Annotated in this window: 17 protein-coding genes and 1 riboswitch; of the genes, 11 read left to right on the top strand and 6 right to left on the bottom strand. The window is 66.2% G+C overall.

Translation table 11 applies throughout. The features are described from left to right. Positions 1-61 precede the first annotated feature (61 nt). From LRC39_RS06365 to LRC39_RS06405, 9 genes are all read left to right on the top strand, one after another. Positions 62-1030, top strand: coding sequence for a DnaJ C-terminal domain-containing protein (locus tag LRC39_RS06365; protein ID WP_346296689.1), 969 nt, complete (start codon positions 62-64; stop codon positions 1028-1030). Positions 1031-1429: 399 nt separating this feature from the next. After that, a complete protein-coding gene (gene fabI / locus LRC39_RS06370) occupies positions 1430-2251 on the top strand; it encodes an enoyl-ACP reductase FabI (protein ID WP_107343349.1) in 822 nt (273 codons plus the stop codon). Between the two features lie 155 nt (positions 2252-2406). Beyond that, positions 2407-3000, top strand: a complete 594-nt coding sequence (locus LRC39_RS06375) for a histidine phosphatase family protein (protein ID WP_346296690.1) — start codon at positions 2407-2409, stop codon at positions 2998-3000. A 59-nt stretch (positions 3001-3059) separates the two neighbouring features. Next, a riboswitch (Fluoride riboswitch) is annotated at positions 3060-3122 on the top strand. Between the two features lie 92 nt (positions 3123-3214). Then, on the top strand, positions 3215-3415 hold the full coding sequence (locus LRC39_RS06380) for a hypothetical protein (RefSeq protein ID WP_346296691.1): 201 nt from the start codon (positions 3215-3217) through the stop codon (positions 3413-3415). 49 nt (positions 3416-3464) lie between these two features. Beyond that, a complete protein-coding gene (locus LRC39_RS06385) occupies positions 3465-3815 on the top strand; it encodes a hypothetical protein (RefSeq protein WP_346296692.1) in 351 nt (116 codons plus the stop codon). Then, positions 3815-4192, top strand: coding sequence for a fluoride efflux transporter CrcB (gene crcB, locus LRC39_RS06390; protein WP_346296693.1), 378 nt, complete (start codon positions 3815-3817; stop codon positions 4190-4192). Before LRC39_RS06385 ends, crcB begins: the two co-directional genes overlap by 1 nt. 20 nt (positions 4193-4212) lie before the next feature. Further along, complete coding sequence (locus LRC39_RS06395; protein ID WP_346296694.1) at positions 4213-4764, top strand: cation transporter; 552 nt, start codon at positions 4213-4215, stop codon at positions 4762-4764. A gap of 103 nt (positions 4765-4867) precedes the next feature. After that, positions 4868-5956 carry a chorismate synthase gene (gene aroC / locus LRC39_RS06400; RefSeq protein WP_346296695.1) on the top strand — a complete coding sequence of 363 codons (1089 nt, stop codon included), beginning with the start codon at positions 4868-4870 and terminating at the stop codon, positions 5954-5956. Between the two features lie 106 nt (positions 5957-6062). Beyond that, the gene (locus LRC39_RS06405) at positions 6063-7262 is read left to right on the top strand and encodes an adenylate/guanylate cyclase domain-containing protein (RefSeq protein WP_263990858.1); all 1200 of its coding nucleotides are present in this window, start codon (positions 6063-6065) and stop codon (positions 7260-7262) included. 399 nt (positions 7263-7661) lie between these two features. On the opposite strand, the gene clpS is transcribed toward LRC39_RS06405, so the two are convergent. After that, a complete protein-coding gene (gene clpS / locus LRC39_RS06410) occupies positions 7662-7967 on the bottom strand; it encodes an ATP-dependent Clp protease adapter ClpS (RefSeq protein ID WP_047309913.1) in 306 nt (101 codons plus the stop codon). 236 nt (positions 7968-8203) lie between these two features. Between clpS and LRC39_RS06415 the strand changes: the two genes are divergently transcribed. Then, a complete protein-coding gene (locus tag LRC39_RS06415; protein ID WP_346296696.1) occupies positions 8204-9040 on the top strand; it encodes a DUF1194 domain-containing protein in 837 nt (278 codons plus the stop codon). A gap of 126 nt (positions 9041-9166) precedes the next feature. On the opposite strand, the gene yiaY is transcribed toward LRC39_RS06415, so the two are convergent. After that, on the bottom strand, positions 9167-10318 hold the full coding sequence (yiaY, locus tag LRC39_RS06420; protein WP_346296697.1) for an L-threonine dehydrogenase: 1152 nt from the start codon (positions 10316-10318) through the stop codon (positions 9167-9169). Positions 10319-10503: 185 nt separating this feature from the next. Beyond that, a complete protein-coding gene (adh, locus tag LRC39_RS06425; RefSeq protein WP_346297478.1) occupies positions 10504-12006 on the bottom strand; it encodes an aldehyde dehydrogenase in 1503 nt (500 codons plus the stop codon). Between the two features lie 258 nt (positions 12007-12264). Here adh and LRC39_RS06430 point away from each other — a divergent pair, with 258 nt between their 5' ends. Continuing rightward, entirely contained in the window at positions 12265-14154 is a 1890-nt protein-coding gene (locus tag LRC39_RS06430) for a sigma-54-dependent Fis family transcriptional regulator (RefSeq protein WP_346296698.1), read from the top strand. 48 nt (positions 14155-14202) lie between these two features. Here the strand turns inward: LRC39_RS06430 and LRC39_RS06435 are convergent, their stop codons facing one another. Genes LRC39_RS06435 through LRC39_RS06445 form a run of 3 tightly spaced genes read right to left on the bottom strand, consistent with a single transcriptional unit; the run spans position 14203 to position 18111 of the window. After that, positions 14203-15600 (bottom strand): carotenoid oxygenase family protein, encoded by a 1398-nt coding sequence (locus tag LRC39_RS06435; RefSeq protein WP_346296699.1) that lies wholly within the window; start codon positions 15598-15600, stop codon positions 14203-14205. Between the two features lie 32 nt (positions 15601-15632). Then, positions 15633-17009, bottom strand: coding sequence for a vWA domain-containing protein (locus LRC39_RS06440; RefSeq protein ID WP_346296700.1), 1377 nt, complete (start codon positions 17007-17009; stop codon positions 15633-15635). After that, positions 17002-18111, bottom strand: a complete 1110-nt coding sequence (locus LRC39_RS06445) for an AAA family ATPase (RefSeq protein WP_164571709.1) — start codon at positions 18109-18111, stop codon at positions 17002-17004. The genes LRC39_RS06440 and LRC39_RS06445 overlap by 8 nt, the downstream gene beginning before the upstream one ends. Positions 18112-18129: the final 18 nt, after the last annotated feature.

The raw sequence follows: 18129 nt of genomic DNA on the forward strand, positions 1-18129 counted from the left end.
CCCCAGATGACTGGCGACGGGCGTTCGCCCACAGTTGAAATTCCTGAAGGAGACGAGACGGATGCGCGACCCCTATGAGGTCCTGGGGGTGCAGCGGGACGCCAGCGCTGCGGCGATCAAAAGCGCCTATCGCAAGCTGGCGAAGAAGCATCACCCCGACAGCAACAAGAACGATCCCAAAGCCGCCGCGCGTTTCGCTGAAATCAATTCCGCCAACGAAATCCTCGGCGACGAGACCAAGCGCAAGCAATACGACCGCGGCGAGATCGATGCCGAAGGCAAGCCGCGCTTCCAGGGTTTCCCTGGCGGCGGTGGCCGTGCGGGCGGCGCCGGCGGGTTCGAGCAATATTCCTTCCGCAGTGGCGGCGGAGCCCCCGGTGGCGGGTTCGGCGGCGCGGCCGGGTTCGAGGACATCCTGAATTCGATGTTCGGCGGCGCGGCCGGCGCGCGCGGCGCGGGTGCGCGTGGTCGCACCCAGGGCTTCGACTTCGACACTGGCTTCGCACCCGACCTCGATCAGTCGGTGTCGATGACGGTGACGCTCGAAGAAGCGACGCGCGGCACCGAAAAGCGGGTGCGGCTGCCGAGCGGCAAAGAGCTCAACGTCAAGATTCCGGCTGGCGTCGGCGCCGGTCAGCAGATCCGGCTGAAGGGGCAGGGCGAAAGCGCGCCCGGTCACCGTGCCGGCGACCTGCTGATCACCGTGAACATCGCCCCGCACCCTTACTTCAAGGTCGACGGCAACGATCTGAAGCTCGAGCTGCCGCTGACGCTGTATGAGGCGGTGCTCGGCGCCAAGGTCCGGGTGCCGACGCTCACGGGTGCGATCGAGCTGTCGATCCCGAAAAATACGTCCAGCGGCCGGATCTTCCGGCTCAAGGGCAAGGGGCTGCCGAAAGGCGGCGCGACCGGCGATCTGTTCGTCACCACCCGCATCATCCTGCCGGACGGCCACGATGCCGAGCTGGAGAAGCTGATGCAGAAGTGGCGGGATGACCACCCTTACAATCCGCGGACCGATCTCGGCTAACGCCGCGATCGGCGCCCGTTTGACGCAGGTGCGGCCTCGGTGCGGGGGATCAGCGCGCAACCCCGCCCGAGGCCGCTTGCGTCGACCGGCGGATCGGACGCGACTCACAAGATGCTGAGTGGCCGGTGCGATTCTGCGGCGCGTCGGTGTTCCGATTGGCGATAATCGATGTCGAAAATGGGATCGCGCGGTTAGCACGCATTGAAAATGCTGCGCGATTTCGAATAGCGCACGATTTTCCAACTAATTGCCGAGAGCGCTTCTGCGCGGCGTCGACCGATGCCGCCTGGAGCAGCCCAGGCTTGCCCAAATGGTTGAATTTGCACGGGGACATGGGGCTGTACCCGGCCGGGCCGCTGGTGTAGGTCGAAGGCCGATTGCAAGACGATAGGATAGTCCATGTCGACAGCTTCCGGCCTGATGCAAGGCAAACGCGGCGTTATTCTCGGCGTCGCCAACAACCGTTCGATTGCTTACGGCATCGCGAAAGCCTGCCGCGCCCAGGGCGCCGAGATCGCGCTGACCTATCAGGGTGACGCGCTGAAGAAGCGGGTCGAGCCGCTTGCCGCCGAGCTCGGCGGCCTCGTTCTCGGGCACTGCGATGTCACCGACGGCGCCACCATCGATGCGGTGTTCGACGTGGTGAAGGAGAAGTGGGGCAAGATCGACTTCGTGGTCCACGCCATCGCGTTCGCCGACAAGGACGAGCTCGACGGCCGTTATGTCGACACCTCGCCGGAGAACTTCTCCAAGTCGATGCTGATCTCGTGCTACTCGCTGACCGCGATCGCCCAGCGCGCCGAGAAGCTGATGACCGACGGCGGCTCGATCATCACCCTGACCTATTACGGCGCCGAGAAGTGGATGCCGCATTACAACGTGATGGGTGTCGCCAAGGCGGCGCTGGAGGCCAGCGTGCGCTATCTCGCCGCCGACCTCGGCGAGAAGAACATTCGCGTCAATGCGATCTCGGCCGGCCCGATCAAGACGCTGGCCGCCTCCGGCATCGGCGACTTCCGCTACATTCTGAAGTGGAACGAATACAACGCGCCGCTGCGCCGCACCGTGACGATCGAAGAGGTCGGCGACAGCGCGCTGTACTTCCTGTCCGACCTGTCGCGCGGCGTCACCGGCGAAGTCCACCACGTCGATTCCGGCTACCATGTCGTCGGTATGAAGAACCCCGACGCGCCGGACATCTCACTCGGCGGCAAGGACTGATCATTCGGTCCGACGGTTCAGCGAAACTCGTCATGCCCGGGCTTGTCCCGGGCATCCACGCCTTCGGGCGAGGGCTGATAGGAAGACGTGGATGGCCGGGACGAGCCCGGCCATGACGGGCCAATAGAGTTGGCCTTGCATCGACGAACGAGATCATGCCCACCATCTACTTCATCCGCCACGGCGAGACCGACTGGAACGCCACCGGGCGATATCAGGGCACGCGGGACATTCCGCTGAACGACAAGGGGCGGGGGCAGGCGGTTTCGGCCGGCGGCGTGCTCGGCGGTCTGCTCGCGCGGAGCGGCCAGCAGCCGGCGGAGCTCGACTATCGCGCCAGCCCGCTCGGCCGCGCCCGGGTTACCATGGAGCTGGTGCGCGGTGCGCTGGGTCTGCCGGCGCAGGACTACACGGTCGACGACCGGCTGCGCGAGATCACCTACGGCGCCTGGGAAGGCTTCACCCTCCAGGACATGGAGCAGTCGGATCCGGCGCTGTATGCCGCGCGCCAAGCCGACCGCTGGAACGTCGCGCCGCTGCGCGGCGAGAGCTACGCCCAGCGGCTGCCGTTCATCACCGACTGGGTTTCCTCGCTGAAGCGCGACACCGTCGCGGTCGGCCACGTCGGCACCGGCCGTACCCTGTTCGTCGCGCTCGGCCTGAAAACCCCGCGCGAGGCGCTGGAAGGCCCGATCCAGCAGGGCGCCGTCTACGTGTTTCGCGATGGCGGCATGGAGATCGTGAGCTGAGCGGCGGCGAACGCGTGCGTTTGGCTTTGACCTCGCCAGCTAGGTTCTGATAATCTCGCGCCAGCAATGGGGATGGAGTTCCCCGAAACCGCCCGTCGTGGGCTGATGACTCCTGCTGAGAGGGGGCTGCAAAGCCCCGTCGCGGCGGGAGCATAAGTTGAGCCCGCCACCGGCGGGTTTTTTGTTGCCCTGAGTTTCAACGAGGGCAGCACGAATGACTTTCCTCAAAGCGTTGTCGCTTCTTTCGGGTGGTTGGGCGCTCGATTTCACACCGGCGCTGCTCGGCGCTGTGGTGTCGGTCTGTTTTCTCGCTTTCGTCTTCGACGCGGGAGCAGAGGTCGTGCGGCTGCTTCTGGCGCTTGGCCTAGTCACGGCCGTGCTGGAGGCTCGTCTGCGGGCCGGGAGGCGGTCGTGAGGTGCAGCGCGCCGAGCGGCGAGGCGAAAGCCAAGCGTGGTGGCAACCCATGCGTCTGAACAACGCCCGCGTCATCGCCGACATTGAATACGTCATCGAGCCTCCGAGCCAGGCCGCAGATTTCGCCACCTGGAGTGCGTTCGGCGTGTCCTGTCAGCGCGATCGGCATCGCTATGGTGGACAGGACTATGCGTTCCAGTTCGACGTGATGCAGCTCCACCACGGGGCTGCGCGTCGGCGCTGGCGCCTCGTGGTGATTAGTGAACTCTGGCGCTTCAAGGACGTGAGGGCGGAGCCGCGGACATCGAAATCGCTGCGGATGCTCAGCGGCAAGGCCGGCGACGTACTCGCCTGGATGCGCGAGAGCAGAGAGTTGAAATTGAAAGGAGGCGGATCTTGATGAGTGCGTTGGCCGTGTTCGTCGGTGCCGGAATTGGAGGATTGATCCGGCACTATCTGAATTCGTTCGTCGCCGCTCTGTTCGGCACGGCGTTTCCGTGGGGGATTTTCATCATCAATGTCACCGGCTCGATCGTCATGGGCGTGATCGTCGAGTTGCTCGCCCTGCGTATCAACGCGCCGCAGGAGGTCCGGCTGTTCATCACCACCGGAATCCTCGGCGGCTACACCACCTTCTCGACGTTTTCGCTGGATGCGGCGCTGCTTTACGAGCGCGGTCAGCTCGGCCTGTCGCTTGTTTATGTGGCGGGCTCCGTGACCGTTGCAATCGCAGGGCTATTTCTCGGAATGTCCGCCGTGCGAATGGTGACGTCTTGAGTCTGCGTCGCGCCATCGCAGTGGTCGCGCTGGCGAATCTCGCTTACTTCGGCGTCGAGTTCGCCGTTGCGGCGCGGATCGGATCGGTGTCGTTGTTCGCGGACAGCGTGGACTTCCTGGAAGATGCTTCCGTCAACACCCTGATCCTGGTCGGGCTGAGCTGGTCGGCACGGGCGCGAGCGAAACTTGGAATGGGGCTCGCACTGCTGATTCTGGTGCCCGCCGTCGGCACACTCTGGGCCGTCGCCACTAAGATCGCGTCCCCGATCGCGCCTGCGCCGACCCCGCTGACGCTCGCCGGGCTGGGGGCGCTGGCGGTGAATCTGGGGTGCGCCTATTTGCTGGCCGGATTTCGCTCGCACGGCGGCAGCCTTACCCGGGCGGCGTTCCTGTCGGCGCGCAACGATGCGCTGGCCAATATCGGGATCATCGGCGCTGGCCTGGTGACGGCCACAACGCTGTCGATTTGGCCGGACCTGATCGTCGGCGTGGCGATTGCTGCCATGAACATCGACGCGGCCCGCGAGGTGTTCTCGGCGGCGCGAAGCGAGCACAGGGAGGCCGCGCCGTAGAGCCAGTCGCGCCAGCGGGCAGGGCGGCCGGTGTGCCGTCCGTTTGACCCTGTCCGGCCGGCGCGTTACCACACCGGCGCAGTTCTCAAAGGCAGCCCGCGCCATGTCGTTCAACACTTTCGGCCATCTGTTTCGTGTCACCACCTTCGGCGAAAGCCATGGAGTGGCGATCGGCTGCGTGGTCGACGGCTGTCCGCCGCTGATCCCGCTGACCGAGGCCGATATTCAGGGCGATCTCGACCGCCGCCGGCCCGGCCAGTCGCGCTTCACCACCCAGCGCCAGGAAGCCGATCAGGTGAAGATCCTGTCCGGCGTGATGGTGCATCCCGAGAACGGGGTGCAGGTGACGACCGGCACGCCGATCGCGCTGTTGATCGAGAATACCGACCAGCGCTCCAAGGACTATTCGGACATCCAGAACAAGTACCGCCCCGGCCACGCCGACTTCACCTATGAGGCGAAGTACGGCATCCGCGACTATCGCGGTGGTGGCCGGTCGTCGGCGCGCGAGACCGCGAGCCGGGTCGCGGCCGGTGCGATCGCCCGCAAGGTGATCGCCGGCATGACGGTGCGCGGCGCGCTGGTGCAGATCGGTCCGCACAAGATCGATCGCGACAAATGGGATTGGGACGAGATCGGCAACAACCCGTTCTTCTGCCCGGACAAGGACAAGGCGGCGTTCTACGCCGACTATCTCGACGGCATCCGCAAATCCGGCTCGTCGATCGGCGCGGTGGTTGAGATCGTCGCCGAAGGCGTGCCGGCCGGGCTCGGGGCGCCGATTTATGCCAAGCTCGACGGCGACCTCGCCGCGGCGCTGATGAGCATCAATGCGGTGAAGGGCGTCGAGATCGGCGACGGCTTTGCCAGCGCCGAGCTGACCGGCGAGCAGAACGCCGACGAGATGCGCACCGGCAATCACGGTCCGGCGTTCCTGTCCAACCACGCCGGCGGCATCCTCGGCGGCATCTCCACCGGCCAGCCGGTGGTGGCGCGGTTCGCCGTCAAGCCGACCTCGTCGATCCTGACCCCGCGCAAGACCGTCGATCGCACCGGCCACGACACCGAGATCCTGACCAAGGGCCGCCACGACCCTTGCGTCGGTATCCGCGCCGTGCCGGTCGGCGAGGCGATGGTCGCCTGCGTGCTGGCCGATCATCTGCTGCGGCACCGTGGGCAGGTCGGCGGCTGACCAGCCGTTCGCCTGTCTCGCTTCAGCATCCGCGCCGGACCGCTGGATGACTGCCATGAGTCCAGTCCTGCTACAAAACGCCACGCGGGGCGGCTAAGATGCAGCCATGCATTCTGAGCAGATCCGCGGCATTCTCGACTGGCTGAGCGACGGCGCACGGTCCGAGCCGGACCCGGCCATGAAGATGAAGCTGACCTGCGAGCAGCTTGTCGCGGCCGGCATCCCGCTGCACCGGGTCGGCGTCTTCGTCGAAACCCTGCACCCCGATATCTACGGCCACCGCTTCATCTGGCGCGCCGACGGCGAGGTCGAGGTCGGTTCGACCACCCAGGACGTCGAGATGTCCGAGGAGTACAAGCGCAGCCCGCTGAAGATCCTGTACGATTACGGCGTCGAGGTCCGCTTTCGGCTCGACGACCCGGAGAGCAAGAACTTCCCGTTCCTGGAGGATCTGCGCGCCGAAGCCGTCACCGATTACACCGCGCTGCCGCTGCGGTTTCTCGACGGCACCTATCACGCGGCGAGCTTCGCCACCAAGCAGCCGGGCGGCTTCACCGACTCCCAGCTCAGCGCGTTGCGGGCAATGATGCCGCCGCTGTCGCGGCTGGTCGAGGTGATCAGCCTGCGTGATATCGCCACCAATCTGCTCGACACCTATGTGGGCAACCGCGCCGGCGCCCGCATTCTGGCCGGACAGATCCGCCGCGGCCATGCGGATCATCTCCGCGCCGCGATCTGGCTGTCCGATCTGCGCGGCTTTTCGGCGCTGTCCGACGGCCTGCCGCCGGAGATCATGGTCAAGGTGCTGAACGCGTATTTCGACTGCCAGGTCGCGGCGATCGCGGGCCATGGCGGCGAGGTGCTGAAGTTCATGGGCGACGGCCTGCTCGCGGTGTTTCCGATCGCCGATGACGGCAGCGACGCCGCCGAGGTCTGCGGCCGGATGCTGGCCGCGGCCAATGAATGCCGCGCCAGCATCGCGGATCTGAATTTCGTCGAGGGCGCCCACGTCATCGAGAGCTTCCGCTTCGGCGTCGCGCTGCATGTCGGGCAGGTGTTGTACGGCAATATCGGCGGCGGCAACCGGCTCGACTTCACCTGCATCGGCCCGGCGGTGAATCTCGCCGCAAGGCTGGAGCGGCTCGCAGCCCGGCTCGGCCGCACCGTGGTCGCCTCCAGCGATTTCGTCGGGCTGTGCTCGGAAGGCTGGAGCGACCTCGGCGAATTCCCGATGGCCGGCTTCTCCCACGCCGAGCGCGTCCACGGCCTGACCGACGAGACCCCGCTCGCTGCCGAAGGGCTGTGAGACACTGAACCCTCAAGTGCCGAGCGTCATCCGCGGGCTCGACCCGCGGATCCATCGCGCGCGCCAGCGCGCGTCTAGAGCATCTCTGCTTTTGACAGAATCAGGACCGAACTTCCTAGCGGTCGCAGCTCGTAGAGCCTCATGGTGAGGAGGCGCGCAGCGCCGTCTCGAACCATGCACCGCAGGCGATGTGGCTCCTCATCCTTCGAGACGCCCGGCTTTGCCGGGCTCCTCAGGATGAGGACTTCGGACGCTTGGCAAAGGCCAAATCCGCTTCACACAATCGATGAAGCGCGCTCTAGAACGGCCTCTTGCGAGAGATGGATCGCCGGGTCGAGCCCGGCGATGACGCTCTTTTCCGGTAACAGGCGCGCCGATTTTGGTACTACGCCGCCGGAACTACTCCTCCGGCTCCGTGGTAAACAGCAGCGGATAGCCCTTGGCGCGGCCGGCGTCGGTGGCGCGGGTGGCTTTGGTTTCGGCGACGTCCTTGGTGAACACGCCGACGACGCAGACGCCGCGCTGATGCGCGGTGAGCATCACCTTATAGGCTTGGTCCTCGGTCATCCGGAACTCGGCCTTCAGCACCGACACCACGAATTCGCGCGGCGTGTAGTCGTCGTTGACCAGGATCACCTTGTGTAGCTTCGGCCGCTCGACCTTGATTTTGGCCTTGGTCTTCGGCTTCAGGTCGATGTTGCTCATCAGGTGCCGACCCGCGTGAAATGCTGAAATGCCTGCAATGCGGGTCCTATCCTATAGCGTCGCCCGCCCGACGAAAACCAGCCTGCCGTTGCGCCGCGTAGCGCCGCCCTTCGCATCGCACGCTCACGATCAATCATCATCAGTGACTGGAAAGTGATCGGAATGGAACCGGCTGGGCCGCTTTCCGTCATCTGTTTTGCATGTCACCATCGCGGTTGGTCGACCGGAGGGCTGCAATGCGCTGGTGGGTCTCGATCGGAATGCTCGCCGCTGCGATGGCGGCCGGTGTGGCCGCGGTTGCTGCGCCCAACCAGGCGCCGCAATCAGCAGCGGGCGACGACGCCAAACAGGTCGACGTCGAACTGGTACTGGCCGTCGATGTCTCCTACTCGATGGATGTCGATGAACTCGCGGTGCAGCGCGAAGGCTACGCGCAGGCGCTGATCTCCGGCGAATTCCTCAAGACTCTGAAGAGCGGTCCAACCGGCCGCATCGCGGTGACGTATTTCGAGTGGGCCGCGTCCTCAGATCAGAAAATCATTCTGCCCTGGCATATTATCGACGGGCCGGAATCGGCAGATGCGGTCGCGGCCGAGATCCTGAAAGCGCCGCTGCGCCGTGCTTCGCGGACCTCGATCTCCGGCGCGATCAATTTCGCCCTGCCGCTGTTCGAGCAGAACCCGTATCACGGACTGCGCCGGGTGATCGATATCTCCGGCGATGGCCCGAACAATAACGGCGAGCCGGTGACGATCGCGCGCGATGCCGCGGTCGCCAAGGGTGTCGTCATCAACGGCCTGCCGATCATGGTGAAAGAGCCGTCCTACTCGATGATGGACATCGAGAATCTGGATTATTACTACGAGGATTGCGTGATCGGCGGTCCCGGCGCCTTCGTGGTCGGCATCAAGGATCGCGCCAAGTTCAAAGAGGCGATCCACACCAAGCTGGTGATGGAAGTCGCGGGCCACACCCCGCCCGCGCGCATCGTCCCGATCGCCGATGAACACCGTCCGGCGCGAGTATCGTGCCTGATCGGCGAGAAGGTCTGGCAGGACCGGTGGGGGCGGTGAGGGCGTGGACGCATCTGGTGCGTCCACGCGGTTGATCGAAGCGGGATGACTTGCGGTTAGGTGAGAAGCCATCCCGCTCCGAGGTGTGGTCGGAGACGTTTGTGTCCGACCGCGACGCAAAGGCGGTCAGGCCGCCGCGCGGAAGATGGTTTCGATCTCGGTCTGCGTCGCCTGCTTCGGATTGGTGAAGCCGCACGCATCCTTCAGCGCGTTGGCGGCGAGCACCGGCACGTCCGCCTCCTTCATGCCGAGCCCGCCGAGTCCGGACGGAATGCCGACGTCGGCGGACAGCCGCTGGATGGCGTGAATCGCGGCGTCGGCGCCCTGGGCGTCGGTCATGCCGGTGGTGTCGACGCCGAGCGCATGGGCGACGTCCTTCAGCCGGCCCGCCGCGACCTGCGCGTTATAGGCCTGCACGTGCGGCAGCAGCACCGCGTTGCAGACGCCGTGCGGCAGGTCGTAGAAGCCGCCGAGCTGGTGCGCCATCGCGTGCACATAGCCGAGCGAGGCGTTGTTGAACGCCATCCCGGCGAGGAATCCCGCATACGACATCGCTTCGCGGGCGGCCAGATTCTGCCCCTCGGCGACGACGGTGCGCAGGCTGTTGGAGATGATCGACACCGCCTTCAACGCGCAAGAGTCGGTGATCGGCGTCGCGGCGATCGACACATAGGCTTCGATCGCGTGCGTCAGCGCGTCCATGCCGGTCGCAGCGGTCAGGGCCGGCGGCTTGCCGAGCATCAGCACCGGATCGTTGACCGACAGCAGCGGCGTGGTGTGGCGGTCGACGATCGCCATCTTCACCTGCCGCTCTTCGTCGGTGATGATGCAGAACCGCGTCATCTCGCTTGCCGTGCCGGCCGTGGTGTTGACGGCGATCAGCGGAAGCTGGGCGTGCGCCGACCGGTCGACGCCTTCATAGTCCTTGATGCTGCCGCCATTGGTGGCGGTGAGCGCGATCCCCTTCGCGCAGTCGTGCGCCGAACCGCCGCCGAGCGAGATCACGCAGTCGCAGTTCTCCTGCTTCAGCAGCGCCAGCCCGTCCTCGACGTTCTTGATCGTCGGGTTCGGCTTGGCGCCCGGGAACACGACGCTGCTGACGTTGCGCTCGATCAGCATCGAGGCGATCTGATCGGCCACGCCGAGCTTGTGCAGCCCGCTGTCGGTCACGATCAGCGCCCGCTTGAAGCCGCGCGCCTTGGCCTGGTCGGCCGCGCTCGACACGCAGCCGGCGCCGAACAGGTTGAGGGAGGGGATGAAGAATGTAGTCGCCGTCATTGGTGCTTCCTTCCATTGAGTTTGTTGTTGATCGGTGGTCGATGAGCTGTCCGGCCGGGCTGTTGCCGTGGAGCCGGACGCGCTCCGTTTGCAGGGCAAAGCCCCGCGACGCGGGCGGCGCGATACGCCGCCCGGCATTGCTGCGGCCGGGTGCTGTGCGCACGCCGGCGAGATGAGTTGTCGTCTTAGAAGAAGCCGAGCGGTCCGGTGCCGTAGCTCACCAGCAAATTCTTGGTGTGCTGATAGTGATCGAGCATCATCTTGTGCGTCTCCCGCCCGATGCCGGATTGCTTGTAGCCGCCGAACGCCGCGTGCGCCGGATAGGCGTGGTAGCAGTTGGTCCACACCCGGCCTGCGGCGATGGCGCGTCCGAACCGATAGGCACGGGTGCCATCCCGCGTCCAGACGCCGGCGCCGAGCCCATACTGGGTGTCGTTGGCGATTGCGACCGCTTCGGCCTCGTCCTTGAAGGTGGTGACCGACACCACCGGGCCGAAGATTTCCTCCTGGAAGATCCGCATCTGGTTGTGACCGCGGAACACGGTCGGATGCACGTAGTAGCCGCCGGCGAGATCGCCGGGGAGCTGTGCGCGTGCGCCGCCAGCCAGGAGTTCGGCGCCTTCGTGGCGGCCGATCTCGATATAGGACAGGATCTTGTCGAGCTGTTCCTGTGAGGCTTGCGCGCCGATCATCGTTGCTGGATCGCGCGGGTCGCCTTGCCGGATCGCCGCGACGCGGGCGAGCGCGCGCTCCATGAATCGCTCGTAGATCGATTCCTGCACCAGCGCGCGGCTGGGGCAGGTGCAAACTTCGCCCTGGTTGAGCGCGAACATCACGAAGCCTTCGATCGCCTTGTCGAAGAACGGATCGTCTTCGGCCGCAACGTCGCCGAAGAAAATGTTGGGCGATTTGCCGCCGAGTTCGAGCGACACCGGCACCAGATTTTCGCTGGCGTATTGCATGATCAGCCGGCCGGTTGAGGTCTCGCCGGTGAAGGCTATCTTGGCGATGCGCGGGCTGGACGCCAGCGGCTTGCCGGCTTCGACGCCGAAGCCGTTGACGATGTTGACGACGCCGGGCGGCAGCAGATCGCCGACCAGTTCGGCCCACACCAGGATCGAGGCCGGTGTCTGTTCGGCCGGCTTCAGCACCACGCAGTTGCCGGCGGCGAGCGCGGGTGCCAGCTTCCACGCCGCCATCAGCAGCGGAAAGTTCCACGGAATGATCTGGCCGACAACGCCGAGCGGTTCGTGGAAGTGATACGCGATGGTGTCGTGATCGATCTCCGAGATCGAGCCTTCCTGCGCGCGGAGTGCACCTGCGAAATAGCGGAAGTGATCGATCGCCAGCGGCAGGTCGGCGGCGCGCGTCTCGCGGATCGGCTTGCCATTGTCGAGCGTTTCGGCGATCGCCAGCAGATCGAGATTGGCTTCCATCCGATCGGCGATGCGATTGAGAATGAGTGACCGTTCTGTCGTCGTGGTCTTGGCCCAGTTGATGCTGGCCGTGTGCGCTGCATCAAGCGCGAGTTCGACATCTTCCTTCTGCGAGCGCGGGATTTCGGTAAGTTTTGCGCCGGTGATCGGGGTGGTGTTGTCGAAGTATCTGCCGTCGACCGGCTCCACCCAGTGGCCACCGATGAAGTTGCCGTAGCGGGTCTTGAACACCGTGCTGGCGTCCGGATGCATCGTTGTGATGAGGTTCATGGCTTCCTCCCGTTTGTTTTGAAGCGGATGGAACTACGCACGACGCATGCCAGGTGTACGGGACGCCTGCGGCCATTGGCCTCCGAACTGATCAGTTCGTTGAAAAGACTGGGAGGATTCTAGACCGGAGCGCGCGCGCTGCGGGTGGTGATGTCTGGACAGCACCTCCGGCTGCGTGTGATACTTGCAGCAGTTGGACGCCACACCTGTTGCAGAATCCAACACTCCGAGGATCCGCTCATGTCAATCGCATCAAGCCGTGATGCCGTCGTCACTGCGCGCCGCCGCTTCTTCGGGGAGGGGCGTCCCGTCGACGGAATGCTCGCCGCACCGATCCTGCGCTCGTGGCAGCGCTGCGCAGGCCAGGGGCTGGACGCCAGCCGCTCACCGCTGGTCGAACCGCCCACCGCCCGCGAACTGCGCGAATTGCAGGAACGCCATGACAGGCTCGGCCGCCTCGCGCGGCCGGAGCTGAACGCACTGCAAGGCGATGCGCGCCTCACCGACAGCGTCGTCATTCTCACCGACGCGGTCGGCGTCGTCCTCGACATGATCGGCTCCGGCGAGTTTGCAGGCCGCGCCGCGCAGGTGGCGCTGCGGCCCGGCGTGTCGTGGAGCGAGGCCGACACCGGCACCAATGCGATCGGCACTGCGCTGGTCGAGCGTCAGCCGATTGCGGTGCACGGCGCCGAGCACTTCTTCGAACGTCATCGCATCCTGGCTTGCGCGGCTGCGCCGCTGATCGATCCGCGCGGCGTGGTGGCCGGTGCGCTCGACATGACCGGGCCGGCCGCGATCCGCCATGTCCACGCGCTCGGGCTGATGCGGCTCGCTGCCGAGCAGATCGAGCATCGGTTCTTCACCGAAGGATTCGAGCACTGCACCATGCTGCGGCTGCACACCGACCGCGCGCTGCTCGGCACGCCGCGCGAGGGCGTGCTGGCGTTTGCCGATGGCGTGCTGATCGGTGCTAATCGGCACGGCCTCGAGCTGATGAATTTGGATTGGCCGGCGCTCGACCTCGCACGGCTGGAAACGCTGCTGCCGGGTGTCCGCCCCTCCGAGCAGATTCAGATGCTGCGCGGCCCTCGCGGCACCCGGCTGTGGGGCCGCCTGATTGAACCGCCGCGCCGCAGCCCGCGCGCGCCTGCTGCACCCGCCGTTGCTCCAGTGCCTGCTGCTCCGGCCGGCGAGGTCGAGCCGATCCTCGATGCGGAGATGATGGCGCAGCTGTCGCGCACCGTGCGGCTGGTCGAGGCCGGAATCCCGGTGCTGCTGCTCGGCGAGACCGGATCGGGCAAGGATGTCTTCGCGCGCCGCGTTCATGCCGAGAGTGCGCGGCGCAACAAGCCGTTCGTTCCGGTGAATTGCGCGGCGCTGCCGGAAGGGCTGATCGAGTCGGAGCTGTTCGGCTATGAGGCCGGTGCCTTCACCGGCGCGCGGCGGCAGGGCGCGCCCGGGCTGCTGCGCCAGGCCGACGGCGGCGTGCTGTTTCTCGACGAGATCGGCGACATGCCGCTGTCGCTGCAGAGCCGGCTGCTCCGCGTGCTGCAGGACAAGCAGATCTCGCCGCTCGGCGGCGGCCGGCCGGTGCCGGTCGATTTCGCGCTGATTTGCGCCACGCATCAGCCGCTCGGCTCCTTGCTGGCCGCCGGCGCGTTTCGTCAGGATTTGTACTTCCGGATCGCCCAATATGTCGTCGAGCGGCCGCCGGTGCGCCATCACCCGGATCGCCTCGCGCTGGTCCGAAAACTCTGGCGCCAGCTCGGCGGCGAACGGGCCGGCGTTCAGCTCTCCACTGATGTCGAGCGCGTGCTCGCGGCTTACAATTGGCCGGGCAATTATCGGCAGCTGGTCGGAACGCTGCGCGCGCTGCTGGTGCTCGGCGAGCCGGGGCATCCGGTGGAGGTCTCCGCGCTCCCCGCCGAAATCAGTGCATCGGTTAGCGCCGCGGAGAGCCAAGCGCCGGTTGCGCCGCCGCCGACGTCGCTCGCCGAACACACCCGCTCGGCGCTGCAGGCCGCGCTCGATGCCAGCGGCGGCAACGTCTCGCGCGCCGCACGCCGGCTCGGCATCGACCGAAGTACGTACTATCGCCGCCTGCTGAAGGACAAGGATCGCGGCCGATGAGCCGTGCGGCTTGCGACCATCTCGCTGGTGCATTCCGCTGACGAGAGTTCAGTCCGCCGCCACCCAGTTGCCGTGGAAACCGTCAGGAATGCGGTGGCCGAGCTGGACCAGAGCGATCGGACCGGCGGCAATGTCGGAGGCGTTGAAGACGGCGAGGTCGCTGCGGTTCTCGCAGCCGCGCCACACCACCGCGAGCAGCCAGCCGTCGGCTTCGCCTGAGTCCTTGCTGCGCGGCACGAACACCGGCTCACCGATGGTGTCGCCGATCGGCAGGAAGTAGCGTGCGCGGCGTTCGCCGTCGCTGCCGACATGCACCAGGCCGGACAGCACGTCGGGCGCTTCTGGATTCATGCAGGCGTACCAGCCATGGCGGCTGCGCAGGCCGGCGCGGCGCTCGTCGATCCGCGGAAATTCTCCGTTGATGTCGTCGAGGTAGCCGCGTTTAAAGCTGTCGCTGCGGCCGGCAAGGTCGAACGTCCAGCGGCACAGCCGCGCGCGGGATTTATCCGGATCGAGCGACCTGCCGTCGGTGTCGGTGAAGAACGGCGGCGCTTCCGACTGCATCACGTCGGCGATGATCGTGTTGCCCTCGTCCCAGGCGTTCATGACGTGGAACACGAAGCACGGCTCGGTGCGGAACCAGCGGATGTTGCGGACGCTGCCGCTGCGCGGCATCACGCCGACATACGAGCCCTTGCGCGGCTCCCAGGCATAAGGCGGCTTGCCGCGCACCGCGCGCCAGATGCTGCCGGTGAGCGGCAGGATCGGAAACAGCACGTGCTTTGCGGTGACGATGAAGTCGTGCACCATCGCCGAATACGGCGCCTTGAAGCGCTCCAGCCGAGTCAGCCGGCCAGAGGCATCGATCGCGCCGTGCATCATGCCGCGGCCGAGCGGCCGGCCGACATTGTAGCCGAAGAACAGCATCTCGCCGGTGACCGGATCGATCTTCGGATGCGCCGTGAACGGCCCCTGCAGCGCGCCGCCATAGTCGCAATAGCCGCGGGTCTCCAGCGTCTCGCGTTCGATCTGCATCGGCAGATGCGCTTCTTCCAGCGCCAGCAGCCGTCCGGCGTGATACACCACGTTGGTGTTGGCGACGTTGCCGTCGCGCGGCGTCGAGGCCGGCGCATCCTTCAGCCGCATATTGAATTCGCCGTACAGCGGCCGTCCGGCGGCATGCTCGGCCAGCCATTTCGGCGTCCGCACCCAGCGATTGCGATACGACGCGCGGCCGTTTTCGAGATGAAATGCGTGCAGCATGCCGTCGCCGAAGAACCAGTGCGCATTCGGCGAGGCAAATTGCGGGTTGGCACCGTTGCGATACAGCGTGCCGTTCAGCTCGCGCGGCAGTTCGCCCTTGATGGTGAGGAACGGCGCGTCGCACTCCATCGGAATCGGCGCGATATTGTCCCAGGTCTGGGGTACGCCTCTCACCTGCAGCATGTCGTCGGCCTCCTCGTCGTCGCCGCAAGGTATTAGTCGAGTGGAAGCAGCCGTCCAAACGGCTGCACCGCGTGGGCATGCTCCTGCGGCACCGCCCAGATCACCGGCCAGCGCGGCTTGAACTCCGCCGGGCCTTCGAGATCGGTCAGCACGACGGTGATATCGGGCTTGTGCCGGTCGGCCTCGGCGAGCAGCGGCGTGAAGTTGGTGCCGCCGCCGCCGGCAAATTCGATCTCACTGAGCACGAAGCGGCGTCCGGGCTCGAAGAACTCGACCTGCCGCACCCGCTCGTCGCCGATGATCAGCACCAGGCCGGCCTCCTGGCGCCGGATGATGGTTTCGATCTCGGTGGCGAAGCGCTGCATCAGCTGATCGTCGATCGAGCCGGAAACGTCGATGATCAGCGCCAGCCGCGGCTCGTTCTTGGTCGGGCTGAAGCCCGGTTCGAACGGCATCCGGTGATTGCCGGCGCGGCCCTGGTTGGCGATGTAGGAGCGCGTCGGGCGCGACCAGGTCAGCGCCGGTTTGCGGGCCAGGCCGCGCGCAAGCTGCACCCGCAACACCTGGGCCCACGGCGTGCGGCTGTGCGGCAGATCGGCGATCAGCGCGCGCAGCATCGAGAATGCGCCGTCGCCGGCATGGCCGCGCAGGATGCGCTCGCTCCATTCGCGGGCCAGCTCGGCCTCGTGTTCGGGGGCCGATTGCGCCTCCGGGTTCGGCACCAGATCGCGCGCGCCGCCGGCGCCGAGCGCCCGCACCTTGGCCGAACGAGCGCCGTCGCTGCGTTGGGTGGTCTCGCTCTCCGACGTGCCGGATTGGGATTGGGCCTGATCCTTGCCGCCGGAGCCCGACGAGTCCGCCTTGGAGCCCTGTTGCGATTGCCGGCCGGATGGCTGCTTGCCGCTGGTGCCATCGTCTCGGTCGTCGATCGCGCGGTACAGCTTCTCGACATCCCATTCGAGCAGCGCCGATTCCGGCTGCTGCTCGCGGCCGAGCGCTTTGAATACGATCTGCTCCAGCATCACCGCGTTGTCCGGCAGATGCAGCCAGCTCAGATGCGCCAGCGTGGTGTTGACGATGGCGTCGGCGCAGATGTTGAACAGTTCGAGGTCGACGTCGCCCTGGGTACGTTGCAGCTCGACGAAACGCTGCGAGTGGCGCAGCGCGATGTGCAATACCTCGTGCGCAACCAGTCCGACCTGGTCGGGCAGGGGCAACCGATCGAACGCGGCGCTGTAGTACACCGTGGTGCCGTCGGTCACCGCGGCGGATGTCTCAGCCGGTGTATCGTCCGGCAGATCGCGATGTTGAACCCATAGCGCCAGTCCGCCGGTCGAGGGCGCGAACTCCACCATGCGCTGGATCGCGCGCGTGCCGCGGTGGCAGTAGAGCGCGCCCGGATCAGGCATCGGCGGCTTCCAATTGCCGGCGGTCGGCGTAGCGGGCATAGGCCGGGCTGTCGAGGATCGCGGCCTCGAGGCCGTTCTCCAGCCCACGCTGCATCAATAGCTCCATCGCCAGCGTCTGTGCTTCGCGGATCGGCAGCGGCACGGTGCTGCGGATGTCCGGCAGCTGCTCGATGATCTCGAGCGCCCGCGCCAGGGTGTCCTTGTCGGCGCTGGCGGCGAGCAGCCCGTACAGCATGCCGTACAGCGCATCGAGCGACTTCGGCAGCAGCGCTGCGGTCTCGGGGCCAGGGCGCGCCGCGAGCAACTTGAGCACGTCAGTGCCGGCCTGGATCTCGCGCAGCACGCCGAAGAACTCCGCCGCATTGGCGGCGCCGATCCGGCCCTGCACGAACAGCCGCTTGGCGTGGTCGGACAAGCCCGACTTCAGCACGTTGGAGATGTCCTCCCAGCCGCGCGGGCTGGCGCCGATCAGGTGGTCGCCGGCGAGCTGCGCCTGGGTATCGTCGAGCTTGTCGGGACGGATCTTCAGATACGCCATCACTTCGGGCGCGAAGTCGTGGGTGATGGCGTGGCTGAGGAAGGCGTCGATCGCGGTCTGGACGTTGAAGTGGAACATACGGTCGGCGAGCGCGGTGCCCATGTCGTGGCTGATCGCGCCGTGGAAGCTGGCATTGCCGGCGGCCACCACCTGCCAGCCGTCGGGCAGGTGGTAATTGCCGACGCGGCGATCGAGGATCAGCGAATAAGCTGAAATCTGCAGCCGCTGATCGGCGGCGGTGAGTTCGTCGAGAAACAGCACGCCTTCGGGCTGGTCGCGCGACGGCAGGAACTCCGGCGGAAACCACACCGTCTTGGCCAGGTTCTCATCCGCATAGATCGCGCCGCGGATATCGACCGGCTCGATCGTGGTGAGCCTGAGATCGATCAGCGGCACCCGATAATGCGCAGCGACCTGGCGGACGATCGACGACTTGCCGACGCCGCGCGTGCCCCACAGCATCGACGCCCGCCGGCGCAGTGTCGGATCGGCGTATTGCTCGATCAGCGCGGCCTTGGCGGCGGCGATCGAGACCGGGGGGATGTTCATCGGGTTGCCGTGCATCGATCGTGTCCTCGCTCG

Origin of the sequence: Rhodopseudomonas sp. P1, from assembly GCF_039642825.1 — a bacterium.
In the GTDB taxonomy this organism is placed as follows: domain Bacteria; phylum Pseudomonadota; class Alphaproteobacteria; order Rhizobiales; family Xanthobacteraceae; genus Rhodopseudomonas; species Rhodopseudomonas palustris_H.

What these genes read in the sequence shown, in the direction of transcription:
- LRC39_RS06365 (WP_346296689.1), top strand. Translation starts at nt 62, where the DNA reads ATGCGCGACCCCTATGAGGTCCTGGGGGTGCAGCGGGACGCCAGCGCT.
- fabI (WP_107343349.1), top strand. Translation starts at nt 1,430, where the DNA reads ATGTCGACAGCTTCCGGCCTGATGCAAGGCAAACGCGGCGTTATTCTC.
- LRC39_RS06375 (WP_346296690.1), top strand. Translation starts at nt 2,407, where the DNA reads ATGCCCACCATCTACTTCATCCGCCACGGCGAGACCGACTGGAACGCC.
- LRC39_RS06380 (WP_346296691.1), top strand. Translation starts at nt 3,215, where the DNA reads ATGACTTTCCTCAAAGCGTTGTCGCTTCTTTCGGGTGGTTGGGCGCTC.
- LRC39_RS06385 (WP_346296692.1), top strand. Translation starts at nt 3,465, where the DNA reads ATGCGTCTGAACAACGCCCGCGTCATCGCCGACATTGAATACGTCATC.
- crcB (WP_346296693.1), top strand. Translation starts at nt 3,815, where the DNA reads ATGAGTGCGTTGGCCGTGTTCGTCGGTGCCGGAATTGGAGGATTGATC.
- aroC (WP_346296695.1), top strand. Translation starts at nt 4,868, where the DNA reads ATGTCGTTCAACACTTTCGGCCATCTGTTTCGTGTCACCACCTTCGGC.
- LRC39_RS06405 (WP_263990858.1), top strand. Translation starts at nt 6,063, where the DNA reads ATGCATTCTGAGCAGATCCGCGGCATTCTCGACTGGCTGAGCGACGGC.
- clpS (WP_047309913.1), bottom strand. Translation starts at nt 7,967, where the DNA reads ATGAGCAACATCGACCTGAAGCCGAAGACCAAGGCCAAAATCAAGGTC.
- LRC39_RS06415 (WP_346296696.1), top strand. Translation starts at nt 8,204, where the DNA reads ATGCGCTGGTGGGTCTCGATCGGAATGCTCGCCGCTGCGATGGCGGCC.
- yiaY (WP_346296697.1), bottom strand. Translation starts at nt 10,318, where the DNA reads ATGACGGCGACTACATTCTTCATCCCCTCCCTCAACCTGTTCGGCGCC.
- adh (WP_346297478.1), bottom strand. Translation starts at nt 12,006, where the DNA reads ATGCATCCGGACGCCAGCACGGTGTTCAAGACCCGCTACGGCAACTTC.
- LRC39_RS06430 (WP_346296698.1), top strand. Translation starts at nt 12,265, where the DNA reads ATGTCAATCGCATCAAGCCGTGATGCCGTCGTCACTGCGCGCCGCCGC.
- LRC39_RS06435 (WP_346296699.1), bottom strand. Translation starts at nt 15,600, where the DNA reads ATGCTGCAGGTGAGAGGCGTACCCCAGACCTGGGACAATATCGCGCCG.
- LRC39_RS06440 (WP_346296700.1), bottom strand. Translation starts at nt 17,009, where the DNA reads ATGCCTGATCCGGGCGCGCTCTACTGCCACCGCGGCACGCGCGCGATC.
- LRC39_RS06445 (WP_164571709.1), bottom strand. Translation starts at nt 18,111, where the DNA reads ATGCACGGCAACCCGATGAACATCCCCCCGGTCTCGATCGCCGCCGCC.